The 15,601-nt window shown below is 67.0% G+C and carries 12 protein-coding genes and 1 pseudogene; 9 read left to right on the forward strand and 4 right to left on the reverse strand.

Features of this window, described 5'->3' with window-relative positions; all coding sequences use genetic code 11:
• Positions 1 to 107 precede the first annotated feature (107 nt).
• From AC1DK4_RS24230 to nadC, 9 genes and pseudogenes are all read left to right on the forward strand, one after another.
• On the forward strand, positions 108 to 1,268 hold the full coding sequence (locus tag AC1DK4_RS24230; protein ID WP_441618561.1) for an acyl-CoA dehydrogenase family protein: 1,161 nt from the start codon (positions 108 to 110) through the stop codon (positions 1,266 to 1,268).
• Positions 1,269 to 1,307: 39 nt separating this feature from the next.
• On the forward strand, positions 1,308 to 2,285 hold the full coding sequence (locus AC1DK4_RS24235) for a Bug family tripartite tricarboxylate transporter substrate binding protein (RefSeq protein WP_441618563.1): 978 nt from the start codon (positions 1,308 to 1,310) through the stop codon (positions 2,283 to 2,285).
• Positions 2,286 to 2,380: 95 nt separating this feature from the next.
• Positions 2,381 to 3,063 (forward strand): annotated as a pseudogene (locus tag AC1DK4_RS24240) (CoA transferase).
• Positions 3,064 to 3,542: 479 nt separating this feature from the next.
• Positions 3,543 to 5,192: an amino acid adenylation domain-containing protein gene (locus AC1DK4_RS24245; RefSeq protein WP_441618565.1), complete on the forward strand. Its 1,650-nt coding sequence runs from the start codon at positions 3,543 to 3,545 to the stop codon at positions 5,190 to 5,192.
• 54 nt (positions 5,193 to 5,246) lie between these two features.
• A complete protein-coding gene (locus AC1DK4_RS24250; protein WP_441618566.1) occupies positions 5,247 to 6,992 on the forward strand; it encodes an alpha/beta hydrolase in 1,746 nt (581 codons plus the stop codon).
• Positions 6,993 to 7,133: 141 nt separating this feature from the next.
• Entirely contained in the window at positions 7,134 to 8,537 is a 1,404-nt protein-coding gene (locus AC1DK4_RS24255; RefSeq protein ID WP_441643501.1) for a mechanosensitive ion channel family protein, read from the forward strand.
• Between the two features lie 369 nt (positions 8,538 to 8,906).
• Positions 8,907 to 10,097: a DesA family fatty acid desaturase gene (locus tag AC1DK4_RS24260; protein ID WP_441618570.1), complete on the forward strand. Its 1,191-nt coding sequence runs from the start codon at positions 8,907 to 8,909 to the stop codon at positions 10,095 to 10,097.
• 150 nt (positions 10,098 to 10,247) lie between these two features.
• Complete coding sequence (gene nadA, locus AC1DK4_RS24265; RefSeq protein WP_441618572.1) at positions 10,248 to 11,399, forward strand: quinolinate synthase NadA; 1,152 nt, start codon at positions 10,248 to 10,250, stop codon at positions 11,397 to 11,399.
• Between the two features lie 32 nt (positions 11,400 to 11,431).
• Positions 11,432 to 12,295, forward strand: coding sequence for a carboxylating nicotinate-nucleotide diphosphorylase (gene nadC / locus AC1DK4_RS24270; protein ID WP_441618574.1), 864 nt, complete (start codon positions 11,432 to 11,434; stop codon positions 12,293 to 12,295).
• 111 nt (positions 12,296 to 12,406) lie between these two features.
• Here the strand turns inward: nadC and nadB are convergent, their stop codons facing one another.
• The 4 genes from nadB to radC form a co-directional block, all read right to left on the reverse strand.
• Complete coding sequence (nadB, locus tag AC1DK4_RS24275; RefSeq protein WP_477131828.1) at positions 12,407 to 14,005, reverse strand: L-aspartate oxidase; 1,599 nt, start codon at positions 14,003 to 14,005, stop codon at positions 12,407 to 12,409.
• 198 nt (positions 14,006 to 14,203) lie between these two features.
• Entirely contained in the window at positions 14,204 to 14,374 is a 171-nt protein-coding gene (rpmG, locus tag AC1DK4_RS24280; RefSeq protein ID WP_477131829.1) for a 50S ribosomal protein L33, read from the reverse strand.
• Between the two features lie 13 nt (positions 14,375 to 14,387).
• Positions 14,388 to 14,621: a 50S ribosomal protein L28 gene (gene rpmB / locus AC1DK4_RS24285; protein WP_006575661.1), complete on the reverse strand. Its 234-nt coding sequence runs from the start codon at positions 14,619 to 14,621 to the stop codon at positions 14,388 to 14,390.
• A gap of 212 nt (positions 14,622 to 14,833) precedes the next feature.
• Positions 14,834 to 15,508 carry a RadC family protein gene (radC, locus tag AC1DK4_RS24290; protein ID WP_441618578.1) on the reverse strand — a complete coding sequence of 225 codons (675 nt, stop codon included), beginning with the start codon at positions 15,506 to 15,508 and terminating at the stop codon, positions 14,834 to 14,836.
• Positions 15,509 to 15,601 lie beyond the last annotated feature (93 nt).

Consider the following 15,601-nt stretch of genomic DNA (forward strand, 5'->3'; position numbering starts at 1 on the left):
ATCTGGGGTTCAAGATAGCGAAACAACGGTCCTGTTTCCGCGCGCCGCTTACTACGCTGCTTCGCACACCGTCCCCCCAGGGCGGAAAGAACAGTGGAGACAGACAGATGATCAGGGACCCGGAAACCTTCCAGCCTTTCCTGGCGGAGCTGCGCCGTTTCGTGCGCGAACGGCTGGTGCCGCGCGAGGCCGAGGTGGCCGCGCGCGACGAGGTGCCGGCGGCACTGGTGCGCGAGATGGCCGGGGCCGGCCTGTTCGGCTATTCCATTCCGGAGGCCTACGGCGGCGCGGGCATGACCACCGAGGAACTGGTGCTGGCCGCCATCGAGCTGTCGCAGTGCTCGGTGGCGTTCCGCGCGCGCGTCGGCACCAATACCGGCATCGGCTCGGAAGCGCTGGTGGCCGACGGCACGCCCGAGCAGAAGCAGCGCTACCTGCCGCTGCTGGCCAGCGGCGCGCTCACCGGCGCCTTCGCGCTCACCGAGCCCGAGGCCGGCTCGGACGCCACAGCGCTGCGTACTTCCGCGCGCCGCGAGGGCGATCACTACGTGCTCAACGGCAGCAAGTGCTTCATCACCAATGCGCCCATCGCCGGCTTGTTTACCGTGCTGGCGCGCACCGACCCGGAGCGCGGCGGCGCCGCCGGCATCTCCGCGTTCCTGGTCGAGCGCGACACGCCGGGCCTGAGCACCGGCCAGCCGTACCAGAAGATGGGGCAGGCCGGATCGCCCGTGTCCGAAGTGCATTTCCAGGATTGCCGCGTGCCGGCCGCCAGCCTGATCGGTGGCGAGGAAGGGCAGGGCTTCCGCACCGCGATGAAGGTGCTCAACAAGCAACGCATCCACCTGGCGGCACTGTGCACGGGGCCCGCCATCCGCATGCTCGACGAAGCCGTGCGCTTCGTCAGCGAGCGCCGCCAGTTCGGCCAGCCGCTGGCCGATTTCCAGCTCGTGCAGGCCCTGATCGCCGACTGCCAGACCGAGATCCACGCCGCGCGCGCGCTGGTTCTGGAAACGGCGCGCGCACGCGACCGCGGCGAGGACGTGACCATGCAGGCGTCGATCTGCAAATACTTTGCGTCCGAAATGTGCGGTCGGGTGGCGGACCGCTGCGTGCAGATGTTCGGTGGCTACGGCTATATCGCCGATTTCGGCATCGAGCGTTTCTATCGCGACGTGCGGCTGTTCCGCCTCTACGAAGGCACCAGCCAGATCCACCAGCTCAATATCGCCAAGCGCACGCTCGCGCTTGCCGCCGCGCGCGGCTGAGCCTGCCCGCGGCGTGCGCCCATCGTCCGAGGAGACACCATGATCAAACACATTCTCGCCGCCCTGCCCATGCTGCTGGGCGCGCTGGTCCCGCTGCGGCCCGCGCTGGCGGACGCGCCGTATCCCGGCAAGGTGATCCGGCTGGTGGTGCCGTTCGCGCCCGGCGGCTCCACCGACATCCTGGCGCGGCTGTTGTCGGAGCGCCTCAAGGACGAACTCGGCCAGACGGTGATCGTGGAGAACCGGCCCGGCGCCGGCGGCAATATCGGCGCAGAGCTCGTCGCGCGCGCGGCGCCGGACGGCTACACGCTGCTGCTGGCCGCCGCCGGTCCCACGGTGATCAATCCCAGTCTCTACGCCAAGATGCCGTTCGACCCGGCGCGCGACCTGGCACCCGTGGTCATGCTGGTGCGCGAGCACAACCTGATGGTGGTGAACGCGGGCCTGCCGGTGCGCAACCTGAAGGAATTCATCGCCTATGCCAAGGCGCATCCCGCGCAGCTCAGTTTCGGCTCGCCCGGCAATGGCTCGCCGGCCCAGCTCGGCGGCGAGCTGTTCAACCAGCTCACCGGCCTCAAGCTCCAGCACGTGCCCTACAAGGGCAGCGGCCCGGCGGTGGCCGACCTCATCGCCGGCCACATCAACCTCATGATCGACAACATGCCCGCGCTGATGCCGCATATGCAATCCGGCAAGCTGCGCGCGCTGGCGGTGGCGAGCGAGCAGCGCGCAAGCGCGCTGCCGGACGTGCCGACCGCCGAGCAAGCCGGCGTCAAGGGCTTCGTGGTGACCGCATGGAAGGGCCTGATGGCACCGGCCGGCACGCCACCGGCGGTGATCGCAAGGCTGAACCAGGCGAGCGTGAAGATCCTGGCGTCGCAGGCCATGCGCAAGCGCCTTGCCGATCTCGGCGCCGAGCCGGTCGGCAACACGCCGGAACAGTTCGCCGCGCAGATCCGCAACGATTCGCGCTGGTGGGCCGCGTTGGTCAAGTCGACCGGCACCACGCTGGATTGAGGGCCGTCACGATGCATGCCGCCACCTCTGCCGCCACCTCTTGCGCCGCCGCGCCTGCCGCGCTGCCCGGGCCTGCGGGCAACCCTGAGAAAGACATGACACAAGACAGCGCTCAACAGCCTTCCCGCCGCGCCGGCCCGCTGGCCGGCATCCGCATCCTCGACATGGCCACCGTGGTGGCCACGCCGTTCGCAAGCACGCTGTGCGCCGACATGGGYGCCGACGTGGTCAAGCTGGAGCTGCCCGACGGCTCGGACCCGCTGCGCGGGCTGGCGCCGGTCAAGGGCGATCTGTCGCTCTACTGGAAGATCACCAACCGCGGCAAGCGCTGGTGGCGTCGTCCGACCCGATCTTCCGGCGCCTGTGCGCCGCGCTCGGGCAGCCGGCGATGGCGCAGGACGCGCGCTACGCCAGCAATCCTTCGCGCGTGCGCCATATCGATGCGCTCGACGCAGAGATCGCCACCTGGTTCGCCGCGCATGCCTATGCGGACGCCGCCGCCACGCTGGCGGCGCACGAGGTTCCGTTCAGCAAGATCTTCACCATCGCCGATATCCTGGACGACCCCCACTTCCAGGCGCGCGGGGCCGTCGTGCGCCTGCCCGATCCCGACCTCGGCACCGTGCCGGCGCCCTGCGTGGTGCCGCGCTTTTCCGGACACGACGCGCCTGCGCCGCGCAGCGGCCCCGGAGTCGGCGAGCACAACGCGGATATCTATGGCGCGCTCGGGCTGACGCAGGAGTCCTTGCGGACGCTGCGCGGGCAGGGCGTGATCTGAACTGTCGGGCACGTCACAATCGGCTGGCGAATGTCTGTGCGCACTGCCTGTTTCGGTGGACTAAGCCGTCTGGCGGAAGGGCCGGCGTGCCCATCGCGCAGTCGTCCTGCCACCATCGCCCGGTGCCGGCGGCCGCTTACGGGCCGCGCCTCGCGTGACAATGGCGAAACGAGCCGCGGGCCGCGGCGTGCGCCGCCGCGCCACGGCATATGACGCTGCGGCGTTTTGGCCCCAGCGTGCGATTGGCCACACGCCTATCCGCCATTCGGACTACCCCCTTGTAGGTATAGGTTCAATACATTGAAAGCATCGCAGCTTGTTTTGAATTGCGAAGCGGCATACCTTGGCAGGACAGCGCGGCGCCGTGAAAGCAATGGCGGGCGATAGAGCACGGCCCTGCGAGCCGGTGCCATTTCAGTGGGGAAGCAGTCGTGCCGGCGTCTTCCCGGGCCGGTACCCAGGGGTGGGAGGCAGGCAGGATGCTGCACGCATTTTTCTTCAATTCGGCCGCGCAGAGCCCGGCTGATCATGCATTGTGGGTCGAGGGGCGCTATTACACCTACGAGGAAGTCCGCGCCCGTGCGCAAGGCGTCAGCGCCGCGCTGACCCCGTTTGCCGGCGGCGCGAACCGCAACTGCATCCTTTTCGCGCATCGCAGCGCGTGCGCCTACGCCGGCCTGCTCGGCGTGCTGGCCGCCGGCATGGCCTACGTGCCGATCCACCCGCGCTTTCCCGCTGCGCGCAACGCGGCCATCGTGGCGCGCTCCGGTGCGCGCGTCATGCTGGTCGACCATGTCTGCGCGCCGCAACTGGCCGCGCTCATGCCGCTGCTGCCGCCGGACCTGCGCATCGTCATGCTCGATGCGCAAGCGTGGGATTCTCCGGGCGGCGACCCACAACATGCGCCGACCCCGTCCGCGCCATTCGTTCACGATCCGCCGCCCTGGCCGGCCCTCGTCGCGCAGGATGACCTGGCCTACCTGATCTTCACCTCGGGCACCAGCGGGCCGCCCAAGGGGGTCATGATCCCGCACGGCAGCGCAGTGGCTTACGTCAGCGCGCACATGCAGCGCTATCCTTGCGAGCCCGGCGGCCGCTTCAGCCAGTTCGCCGATCTCACCTTCGATTTTTCCGTGCACGACGTGCATGTGTGCTGGGCCACCGGCGGCTGCCTCTATGTGCCGGCGCTGCAGGATCCGCTCTACCTGGCGGGCTTCATCCGCGAGCACCAGATCACCCACTGGGCCAGCGTGCCCTCCGTCCTGGCTTTGCTGCAGCAGTTCCGCAAGCTGGCGCCGGGTGCCTTTCCAAGCGTGAAGATGACCTTGATGGGCGGCGAGGCGCTGCCCAAGACGCTTGCCCAGGCATGGTCGCAGGCAGCGCCGAACACGCGCATCGTCAATGGCTACGGCCCCACGGAAACGACGGTCATCGTGCTGACCTTCGAGCTGACGCCGGCATTTCTCGCGGATGCATCGCGCCCCGCGGTGCCGCTGGGCCAGCCCTACCCGGGCATCGAGGTCGTGGTGGCCGACAAGTATCTCGTGCCGGTGCCAGCGGGCGCGCGAGGTGAACTGCTGGTCGGCGGCCTGCAACTGGCGAGCGGCTACCTGTCGGACAACCCGCTCGACGACACGCGCTTCTTTGCGCGCGCCTATCCCGGGCGCAGCTATCGCCGCTGGTACCGCACCGGCGATGCCGTGAGCGCGTCGCCCGATGGCCTGCTTTACCACGGGCGCATCGATACGCAGGTCAAGATCCGTGGCAATCGCATCGAACTGCAGGAGATCGAACAGGTCGTGCAGGCCGCCAGCGGCAGCGCCCAGTGTGCGGTGCTGGCGTGGCCGCTGGACGAGGCCGGCAAGCCGGTTGGCCTGGTGGCATTCGTGCTGGCGCCCGCTGCCGAGGCCCAGGGGGCAAGGGGCGCGCGCACGGCGCGTATCCGCCACGCCTGCAAGCAAAGCCTGCCGGTCTATGCACGGCCCGACCGCATCGTGTGTCTCGACGACTTTCCGGTCAACGTGAACGGCAAGATCGATCGCGCCCTGTTGCTGGCCCGGTACGAGCGCCTGGCTGGTGGCAAAGAAGGGGGGAACGAGCGCCGCCGCAATGACGCCCTTGCGCTCTGATATCCGCATGTTCCCGTCGTACCCGCGGGCCCCCGGCGCGCACGGAGTTCGTCCATGACGCCTTTGCATTTCAACGGATGTTTCGGCTGGTATCACGCCGCGCGCGGTCCGCGCGCGCTGCTGGTGTGCAACGCGATYGGCCACGAGGCCTTGTGGACCCATGCCGGCCTGGCACGCCTGGCCGAGCAGCTGGCGGCGCAGGGCGTGCCGGTGCTGCGGTTCGACTATCCCGGGACCGGGGATTCGGGCGAATGCGATGCCGGCGATGAAGCGCCGCCGTCCTGCGTCGATTCGTGCGTGGCGTCGATCGGCGGGGCAGGCAAGCTGCTGCTGCGCTTGTCCGGCGCGCGCGAGATCGTACTGCTCGGCGTGCGTGGCGGGGCATCGCTGGCCGCGCTGGCGGCCGCGCGTCGCGCGGGCGGGCTCGACGTCGCCGGGCTGGCGCTGCTCGCGCCCGTGGCGCAGGGGCGCATGCTGGTGCGCGAGATGAAGATGATCGCGCAGACCTGGCGCTCGCTGGCCGGGCGCGCGGTGGAGCAGACGGCGCCGGGGCACCGGCAGGACGGCACGGACATCCTTGGCATTCATTTCCCGGCGGCTGCCATCGACGCGTTCGCGCGGATTGATCTGCTGGAGGCCGGGCGCGCGCCGGCGCCGCATGTTTTCATTGCCGGTGCGGCGCAGGGCGAACCGCTGGCGCGGCACTATGCCGCGCTGGGCGCGCGGGTCCGCACGGCGCCGTTTCCCGAAGTGGTCGGCTGGCTGCAGGATCCGCTGTACTGCACGCCACCCGACGCGACCTTCGCGGCCGTCTCAGACTGGTTCGCTGCCCTGGCGCCGGCCGGCGGTAGCGTCGGGCAAGGGCATCGCGCGGCGGCGGCACGCCTTGCCGTGGCCGCAGTGGAACCCTGCCTGCGCGCGGGCGACTGGGTGGAAACGCCGGTCCGCTTTGGCCAGGGCCTGTTCGGCATGCTGTGCGAGCCGCGCGCCCAGCGGCTCGAGCGGCCGGCCGTGCTGATCAACAATTCGGGAGGCACGCACCATGTGGGCGCCGGTCGCGGCAGCGTCATGCTGGCGCGGCAACTTGCCGCGCACGGCATTGCCTCGTTCCGCATCGATGTGCGTGGCATCGGCGATGCATCGGTCGGCGCGCAGGCGGTGCCGGCCGTACCTGCCGATCCGGATGGCTATCTCGATGCGGTGACCGCCTGCGACTGGCTGCAGGCCCACGGGCACCGGGAAATCGTGACGTTCGGCGTGAGCTACGGTGCGAATGTCAGCCTGCATGCAGCCGCGGCCCATCCCGGCGTGGTGGGGGCCGTCCTGGTGAACCTGCAGCGCCTGCTGCGCAGGGAGACCTTTACCCGGCCACGCTGGCTGATCCATGGCCGCAGCGCGCCCACGGAGCAAGAGGGCGGGGCCGGCTTCGACGCCGCCACGGTCTTGCCCAGGCCGGCGCCGCCGGAGCAGCAGGAGATCGAGGCCCTGCTGCGCGCGCTCGATGCGCGCGGCACGGTCCTGCGCCTGCTGTTCGGCCCGGCGGATCCCGGGCCATTCGAGCTGGCCCGTTTTTTCGGGCCGAAGCTGGAAGGCCTGGCCGGGTTCGCGCAACTGCAGATCGAGACCGTCGAAGGCCTTGACCATGGCATGCTGAATCCGCCGGGGCGCGCGCGCGTGATCGACTATTGCGTCAGTCTGCTGTGCGGCCCCTTTCATCCGGGCTCGGACTTGCCGGCGCGGCTGCAGCGCGCGGCCGAACCGTGGCGCCGCGAGCCGGGCTGCCGGGGACGGTGCGGCTGAGGGTCCCGACCCCGCAGCACGGCGCGTGCAGGCCGCGGGCGGCTAGAATGGCTGGTTTCCGACGGGCAGGGCGCCAGGCGCCTTGCCTGCCCGCCGGCCCGCGCCGATTGCATCCGCGTGCCCGGCCAGCCACGCCTGAGCATGAATCCGAATCCCTTGAACGAACTCCATGTGGCGCATCCGGCTTTTGGCCGGATGCTCGACGACCTCATCCGCGATGCCGGCGGCCCCGGCTTCATCTGGCAACTGGTGGTGCTGGCCGGCTGCCTCGCCGTGGCCTGGCCGCTGGCGCGGCTGGTGGTGAAGCGGCTGGAAGCCCGCTACGACGGCTCCAGCTTTGCCTTGCGTTTCGCCGCCTCGAGCCTCGAGCGCGCCATGTTCCCGCTGTTCGGCTGGCTTCTGGTGATGGCCGCGCGCTTCGGGCTGGAGCAACTGATGTCGGCCAGCGTGCTGCGGCTGGCGCTGGTGCCGCTGTTCGGCATCACCTTCCTGTATTTCGCCTTCTATATCCTGCGGCGCGTGCTGTCCGGCAATGGCCAGCTGCACGGCATGCTGCTGCTGGTGGAAAAGGTGCTGACCACGCTGGTATGGGTGGCCATGGCGCTCTATGTGCTTGGTGTGCTGTGGGAGGTGGTCGGCTGGATGGAATCCATCCGCTTCTCCGTCGGCGGCAAGCAGAAGATCAACCTGGCCGACACGCTGGTGGCGGTGGTGTGGATCCTGCTCACCGTGCTGGTGGCGATGTGGTTCGGCTCGTGGCTCGAAGAGCGCCTGATGCGGTCCCGTGGGCTGGACAGCAACCTGAAAGTGGTTCTGACGCGACTTTCCAAGGCCTTGCTCCTGCTGGTCTCGCTGCTGCTGAGCCTTTCGCTGGTCGGTATCGACCTCACCGTGCTGTCGGTATTCGGCGGCGCGCTCGGCGTGGGCCTGGGCCTGGGCTTGCAGAAGATCGCCAGCAATTACATCTCGGGATTCATCATCCTCCTGGATCACTCGGTCAAGCTCGGCGACCAGATCACGGTGGATAAATTCAGCGGCACGGTCTCGCAGATCCGCACGCGCTACACCGTGGTCCGCAACGGTGACGGCGAAACCCTGGTGCCGAACGAACAACTGGTGGCGCAGGCGGTCCAGAACCATTCGTTCTCCAACACCAATGTGCGCGTGGCGACACGTGTGCAGGCTGATTACGCCGCCGATCCGGAGACGGTGCTCGCCCTGCTGGTGGAAGCCGCCCAGGGAATTCCCCGCCTGCTGGCCGAACCGGCGCCCTCGGCGTTTCTGGTGCTGTTCGCCGACAATGGCATCGAATACGAGCTGGCAGGCTATATTGCCGATCCGCAGAACGGCAAGCTGGGGGTCCAGTCAGCGATGAACCGGGCAATTTGGCGCAAATTCCGGGAACATGGGATCTCGATCCCCTACCCCCAGCGCGAGGTGCGCGTCCTTGGGCGCGAGGCAGCGGTTGACGGCAATGAACCGGAAAAAGTCGCAAACAAGACGCTTTCGGCGTCTCCCGGGGTTGTGGTGGGCAGTGCGAACTGAACTTTCGCGGGGCGTTTGGGGCACCTTGCGGAACGTTATGTGTTGCTTGACATCAAACTCGGGGAAAAACGGATGTTCCCTTGTTGGCGTTCCGGTAGAATCATAGTAGTTGCGGGTTCCGAGTTTTCGACCTCCCGCCCCCACACCAGACAGCCGCCAGATTGCAGCGGCTCGTGCCAGTCCCGCCGGGAGGCAGCATCTGCCCACGGCGCCAGACGCGCATGCCATGGGGGCTCCGGCGAGTGCCGGGGTTTCAGGCAGACGCCATACGACGCAATCACTGAGTTTGCAGTCCTTTTTCTGCACCCTGTTTGCGGCCCGCCGTGTCGTGCCGCGATGAATGCACCTGTTTAACCGACGGAGAACAGTTTGTTCGACACTATTCTTGACTGGGCCTCGAACGGCCTTGCCAACTGGTCCTGGTGGGAGATCGTGATCTACACCCTGGTGGTGACGCACATCACCATCGCGGGCGTCACCATCTACCTGCACCGCTGCATGGCGCACCGGTCGCTGGATCTGCACCCGATTGCTTCGCATTTCTTCCGCTTCTGGCTGTGGCTGACCACCGGGATGGTCACCAAGGAGTGGACCGCCATCCACCGCAAGCACCACGCCAAGTGCGAGACCGAGGACGATCCGCACAGCCCGCAGACCCGCGGCATCCGCAAGGTGCTGCTGGAAGGCGCGGAACTCTATCGCGCCGAGTCCAAGAACAAGGAAACCGTCGCCAAGTTCGGTCACGGCACGCCCAACGACTGGGTCGAGCGCAATGTGTACTCGCGCTTCGGCTGGCAAGGCGTGGGCCTGATGCTGATCATCGACGTGGCGCTGTTCGGCGTGATCGGCCTGACCGTGTGGGCCGTGCAGATGCTGTGGATCCCGATCCATGCCGCCGGCATCATCAATGGTCTTGGCCACTGGTGGGGCTATCGCAATTACGATTGCGAGGACGCTTCGACCAATGTCTCGTTCTGGGGCATCATCATCGGCGGCGAAGAACTGCACAACAACCACCACACCTACCCGACCTCGGCCAAGTTCTCGGTCAAGTGGTACGAGTTCGATATCGGCTGGGGTTATATCCGCGCGATGCAGGCGGTCGGCCTGGCCAAGGTCAAGAAGACCCCGCCCAAGGCACGCCTGGTGGATGCCCGCCCGGTGGACCACAACACGCTGGAAGCCATCATCGCCAACCGCTACGACGTGATGGCGCGCTACGCCAAGGCCGTCAAGAGCGCCTACAAGCAGGAACTGGAAAAGCTGAAGGAAGCCCGCGTGGCGGAATACAGCAGCTTCAAGCCGGCGCGCAAGTGGTTCCACCGCGAGGAAGCCAAGCTGGCCGATCCGCAGCGCAAGCAGCTGGCCAGCATCGTGGAGCAGAACAAGTCGCTGCACACCTTCGTGGAAATGCGCCGCGAACTGGCCGCGATCTGGGGCCGTTCCAACCTGACGCGCGAACAGCTTCTGCAGCAGCTGCAAGCCTGGTGCCATCGCGCCGAGGCAAGCGGCATCCAGGCCCTGCATGACTTTTCGCTGCGCCTGCGCCGCTACGCATGATGGCTGTCGTGGCCTGAAGCCCGAGCCGGCGTGGCTGCTACAAAGCACCGCGCCCAAAAGCCCCGCCCATGGCGGGGCTTTTGTTTTAGTTAAACTCCCCCATGTACAGGCCGGCGGCATGATGCGCGGCGGCCAAGAGGAGTATCGGAGATGACCCCCCAAACGATAAAGACCGTCGAGTTCGAGAAACCGAATATTTCGACGGAGTCCCCCGACGGCGCCAGCTGCGTCGCCCATGCCTGGGCGAAAGTACCGCCAGTGCTCTCCAGCGGCGAGCGCACTGCGCTCAAGACGCGCATCAGGGAGCTGCTCAAGGCGCGCAACGCTGTCCTGGTCGCGCACTATTACGTCGATGCCGACCTGCAGGACCTGGCGGAGGAAACCGGCGGCTGCGTGTCGGATTCGCTCGAAATGGCGCGCTTCGGCCGCGACCATCCGGCCAAGACGCTGGTGGTGGCGGGCGTGCGCTTCATGGGCGAGACCGCCAAGATCCTGAGCCCGGAAAAGACCGTGCTGATGCCGGACCTGGACGCGACCTGCTCGCTGGACCTGGGTTGCCCGGCCGACGAGTTCGCGGCGTTCTGCGACGCGCACCCCGACCGTACCGTGGTGGTCTACGCCAATACCAGCGCCGCCGTGAAGGCGCGCGCGGACTGGATGGTGACGTCCAGCATCGGCCTGAAGATCGTCGAGCACCTGCACGCGCGCGGCGAGAAGATCCTGTGGGCGCCGGACAAGCACCTCGGCAGCTATATCCAGAAGCAGACCGGCGCCGACATGCTGCTGTGGCAGGGCTCCTGCCTGGTGCATGACGAATTCAAGGGCATCGAGCTGGACCTGCTGCGCCGCGAATTCCCCAAGGCCAAGATCCTGGTGCACCCGGAATCGCCGGCAAACGTGGTGGAGCAGGCCGATGTCGTCGGCTCCACTTCGCAGCTGATCGCGGCCGCGCGGGAACTGGACGCCACCGAGTTCATCGTCGCCACCGACAACGGCATCCTGCACAAGATGCGCATGGCAGCGCCGGGCAAGCATTTCATCGAAGCGCCCACCGCCGGCAACAGCGCCACCTGCAAGAGTTGCGCGCACTGCCCGTGGATGGCCATGAACGCGTTGACCAACCTGGCCGAGGTGCTCGAGCACGGCCACAACGAAATTCACGTCGATGCATCGATCGGCCGGCAGGCGGTGACCTGCATCGACCGCATGCTCGACTTCGCCGCCCAGCAGAAGGCCAATGTGCGCCCGCGCGCGGATCTCGCCGCCGAGCAGGCATTGTTCAAGGGAATCGGTCCGGCATGAGCGACGCAAGCAAAACGAACAATACGAGCAGCATGAACGCCAACCGCGTCTTCGATAGCTTCGGTCCGGCGCTCGTCGAGGCGCTGCAGGCCAATGTGCGCGCCGCCATTGACGAGGACGTCGGCAGCGGCGACCTGACTGGCCTGCTGGTGCCCGAGGGCAAGCCCGCGCACGCGCGCGTGATCGTGCGCGAGCAGGCTGTGCTGTGCGGCCAGGCCTGGTTCGAGGCGTGCATGAGCGCCATCGATCCGGCGCTCGAGGTGCACTGGCTGCAGGCAGAAGGTGCGCGCATGGCGGCCGATTCCGTGGTGTGCGAGATTGCGGGCCCGGCGCGTTCGTTGCTGACCGCCGAACGCCCGTCGCTGAATTTCCTGCAGTTGCTGTCCGGCGTGGCCACCGCCACGCGGCGTTACGCCGATATCATCGAGGGCACCCGCGCGCGCGTGCTCGACACGCGCAAGACGCTGCCCGGCCTGCGCCTGGCGCAGAAGTACGCGGTGCGCATGGGCGGCGGCGAAAACCAGCGGCTGGCACTGTACGACGGCATCCTGATCAAGGAGAACCACATTGCCGCCGCCGGCAGCATCACCGCGGCGATGCAGGCGGCGCTGGCGCTCCAGGCCGGCGTGTCGGTGCAGGTGGAAGTGGAAACCCTGGCGGAGCTGGAGGAAGCGCTGGCCGCCGGTGCAAAGTCGATCCTGATCGACAACTTCACCGTGGCGATGATGCATGACGCCGTGCGCATCAATGATGGACGTGCGCTGCTGGAAGTCTCGGGCGGGGTCAATGCCGACACCATCCGCGTTTTTGCCGAAACCGGCGTGGACCGGATCTCGGTCGGTGCGCTGACAAAGGATGTGCGGGCGACGGACTACTCGCTGCGGATCCTGGCCTGAGCGCGGCCGGCCACGCTTCGCTTCCATCCTCTGCCTTCGAGGAAGAGGGCGGGGGAAGGGTGGCCTGGCGGGGCTTAGTTCGGCAGCTTCGCTGCCGGACGCAACGCTTTCCTACTTCCCTCGCTCCCGCTTGAATTCCGGCTGCATGACCGTCGGCAGCGCCTTGGGCAAGGTCTCCGGATAATCCCGGCTGTAGTGCAGGCCGCGGCTCTCGTGGCGCGAATAGGCGCTATCGACGATCAGCGATGCCACCTCGACCAGGTTGCGCAGTTCCAGCAGGTCGCGCGTCACGCGGAAATTGGCGTAGTACTCGGCGATTTCCTCGCGCAGCAGGCTGATGCGATGCTGCGCGCGTTCGAGCCGCTTGCTGGTGCGCACGATGCCGACGTAGTTCCACATCATGCGGCGCAGTTCGTCCCAATTGTGCGACACCACGACTTCCTCGTCGGCATCCGCCACGCGGCTCTCATCCCACTTCGGCAGGGCAATGTCCGGCTGGCCGGCCTTGTCCTGCGAGGCGATATCGAGGGCCGCGGCGCGCCCGATCACCATGCATTCCAGCAGTGAGTTCGAAGCCAAGCGGTTCGCGCCGTGCAAGCCGGTGCAGCCGGTCTCGCCCACGGCATACAGGTTGGTCAGGTCAGTGCGGCCGGTGGTGTCGGTCACCACGCCGCCGCAGGTGTAGTGCGCAGCAGGCACCACCGGGATCGGCTCGCGCGTGATGTCGATGCCCAGTTCCAGGCAGCGCGCGTGGATGGTGGGAAAGTGCTCGCGCAGGAAGGACTCAGGCTGGTGGCTGATGTCGAGGTGCACATAGTCCAGGCCGCGCTTCTTCATTTCGAAGTCGATCGCGCGCGCCACCACGTCGCGCGGAGCCAGTTCGGCGCGCTCGTCATGCTCGGGCATGAAGCGCGTGCCGTCGGGCAGCTTCAGCAGGCCGCCTTCGCCGCGCACCGCTTCCGAGATCAGGAAGGACTTGGCGTAAGGGTGATAGAGGCAGGTCGGGTGGAACTGGATGAACTCCATGTTCGAGACCCGGCAGCCCGCCCGCCATGCCATCGCGATGCCGTCGCCGGTGGCCGTGTCGGGATTGGTGGTGTAGAGATAGACCTTGCCCGCGCCGCCGGTGGCCAGCACCGTGTGGGTGGCGGTGATGGTGCGCACTTCACCGCTGGCATCGTCCAGCACGTAGAGGCCGTAGCAGCGATTGCCCGGCATGCCGAGCTTGCGCGAAGTGATCAGGTCTACCGCGAAGTGATCCTCGATCACGGTGATGTTCGGGTGCCGGCGCGCCTGCTCGGTGAGCGTGGTCACCACCGCGTGCCCGGTAGCGTCCGCCGCGTGGATGATGCGGCGGCGGCTGTGGCCGCCTTCGCGCGTCAGGTGGAAACCCAGTTCGGCCTGGTCGTCGCGCGTGAACGGCACGCCMCGGTCGATCAGCCACTGGATCGCCTCGCGSCCATGCTCCACGATGCAGCGCGTGGCACCGTCATCGCACAGCCCGGCACCGGCCACCAGCGTGTCCTGGGTGTGCTCGTCATGACTGTCGCCGGAATCCAGCACGGCCGCGATGCCGCCCTGGGCCCAGTCGCTGGCGCCCTGCGTCATGGCGCGTTTGCAGATAATGACAACCCGATGGGTGTCGGCCAGTTGCAGCGCGACCGTCAGACCGGCCAGTCCGCTGCCGACAATGGCGACATCGAAGTTCATGATGCGAGAGACGCGCGCGCGAAACGCGGTCGGGAGGCAGGAAAGCTGGAAAGTGTACACCCGCCGCGACTTTGCGTGGGGCACCGCGGGCATCCCCGCGATTGACGGCCATTGCAGGCCCGAAAAAGCAAAAACCCCGCAGATGCGGGGTTTTTACAGACATGCCGCGCGAATCGGCATGCGGAAAGCCAGGATCAATTACTTGATCTTGGTTTCCTTGTACGACACATGCTTGYGGGCGACGGGATCGAACTTCATGATCTCCATCTTTTCCGGCATGGTGCGCTTGTTCTTGGTGGTCGTGTAGAAGTGACCCGTACCTGCAGTCGACTCCAACTTGATCTTATCGCGTCCGCCTTTGCTGGCCATGATGTACTCCTAATTAGACTTCGCCGCGTGCGCGCAGGTCGGCGAGCACGGAGTCGATGCCTTTCTTGTCGATCAGGCGCAGGCCGGCGTTCGAGACGCGCAGGCTCACCCAGCGGTTTTCCGATTCAACAAAGAAACGACGATTCTGCAGGTTGGGCAGAAAACGGCGCTTGGTCTTGTTGTTTGCGTGGGAAACGTTGTTGCCGACCATCGGCGCTTTCCCGGTCACTTGACAGACGCGTGCCATGAAGCACTCCTAACTCTTCTATTCGTGGACAATGTTCGCAACAGATCAACAAAAGGCGCGCGGCCCGGACTGCAGCGGTTRAGACTTCAGCAAAACGAGCATTATAGACCGGAAAACCTCAACCGATCAATGCCTTCCGTGGTTTACCGTGCACAGATGCCACATTGGTGGCGTCTGCTGCACAATCAGCCGGCGCATATGGCCCATCACCATCAGAGTTCGCCATGTTCCGCGAACGAGTGGATGGTGGTGCCCGCCACGATGAAGTGGTCGAGCACCTTCACGTCGATCAGGGCCAGCGAGCGTGTGAGCGAGCGGGTCATGGCCAGATCGGCCCCACTCGGCAGTGCATTGCCCGACGGATGGTTGTGCGCGACGATCACGGAGGCCGCATTATGCAGCAAAGCCTGGCGCGCCACCTCACGCGGATAGACACTGGTCTGCGTCAGGCTGCCGCGGAACAGCTCTTCGCTGGCCAGCAGCCGGTTGCGCGCATCGAGGAACAGGCACATGAAGACCTCATGCGGGTGTGCCGCCAGCGTCAGGCGCAGGTAGTCGCGCACCGCCGCCGGTGAATCGAGGCCGCCCGGCAGGGCAAGCCGCTCGGCCAGGGCGCGCCGGGTGAGCTCCTGGGCGGCCTGCAACTGGGCATACTTGGCCGCGCCCATGCCCTTGATCCGGGCGAATTCGTCGGTCCCGGCGGAAAAAAGGCCGCTCAGCGTGCCGAAGTCGTTCAGCAGCTCCCGCGCCAGGTCGACCGCGCTCTTGCCGGCCACGCCCACGCGCAGGAAGACGGCGAGCAGTTCGGCGTCCGAAAGCGCCGTGGCACCGTCGCGCAGCAGTTTTTCGCGCGGGCGTTCGCTGCTGGGCCAGTCCGTAATGCGCATGACACGATCCCCCCGTGAGAATGGAACTGCATGGCGGTGCACGCCGGGCGCAGACAAGGCGGCGCGCGGTCGAGTCGCTTACAATACGGGTTG

This window comes from Cupriavidus sp. 05N38, from assembly GCF_056397345.1.

Bases quoted from the DNA above. Each gene is read 5' to 3' on its own strand.
- AC1DK4_RS24230 (WP_441618561.1), top strand. From the start codon at position 108: ATGATCAGGGACCCGGAAACCTTCCAGCCTTTCCTGGCGGAGCTGCGC.
- AC1DK4_RS24235 (WP_441618563.1), top strand. From the start codon at position 1,308: ATGATCAAACACATTCTCGCCGCCCTGCCCATGCTGCTGGGCGCGCTG.
- AC1DK4_RS24245 (WP_441618565.1), top strand. From the start codon at position 3,543: ATGCTGCACGCATTTTTCTTCAATTCGGCCGCGCAGAGCCCGGCTGAT.
- AC1DK4_RS24255 (WP_441643501.1), top strand. From the start codon at position 7,134: ATGAATCCGAATCCCTTGAACGAACTCCATGTGGCGCATCCGGCTTTT.
- nadA (WP_441618572.1), top strand. From the start codon at position 10,248: ATGACCCCCCAAACGATAAAGACCGTCGAGTTCGAGAAACCGAATATT.
- nadC (WP_441618574.1), top strand. From the start codon at position 11,432: ATGAACGCCAACCGCGTCTTCGATAGCTTCGGTCCGGCGCTCGTCGAG.
- rpmB (WP_006575661.1), bottom strand. From the start codon at position 14,621: ATGGCACGCGTCTGTCAAGTGACCGGGAAAGCGCCGATGGTCGGCAAC.
- radC (WP_441618578.1), bottom strand. From the start codon at position 15,508: ATGCGCATTACGGACTGGCCCAGCAGCGAACGCCCGCGCGAAAAACTG.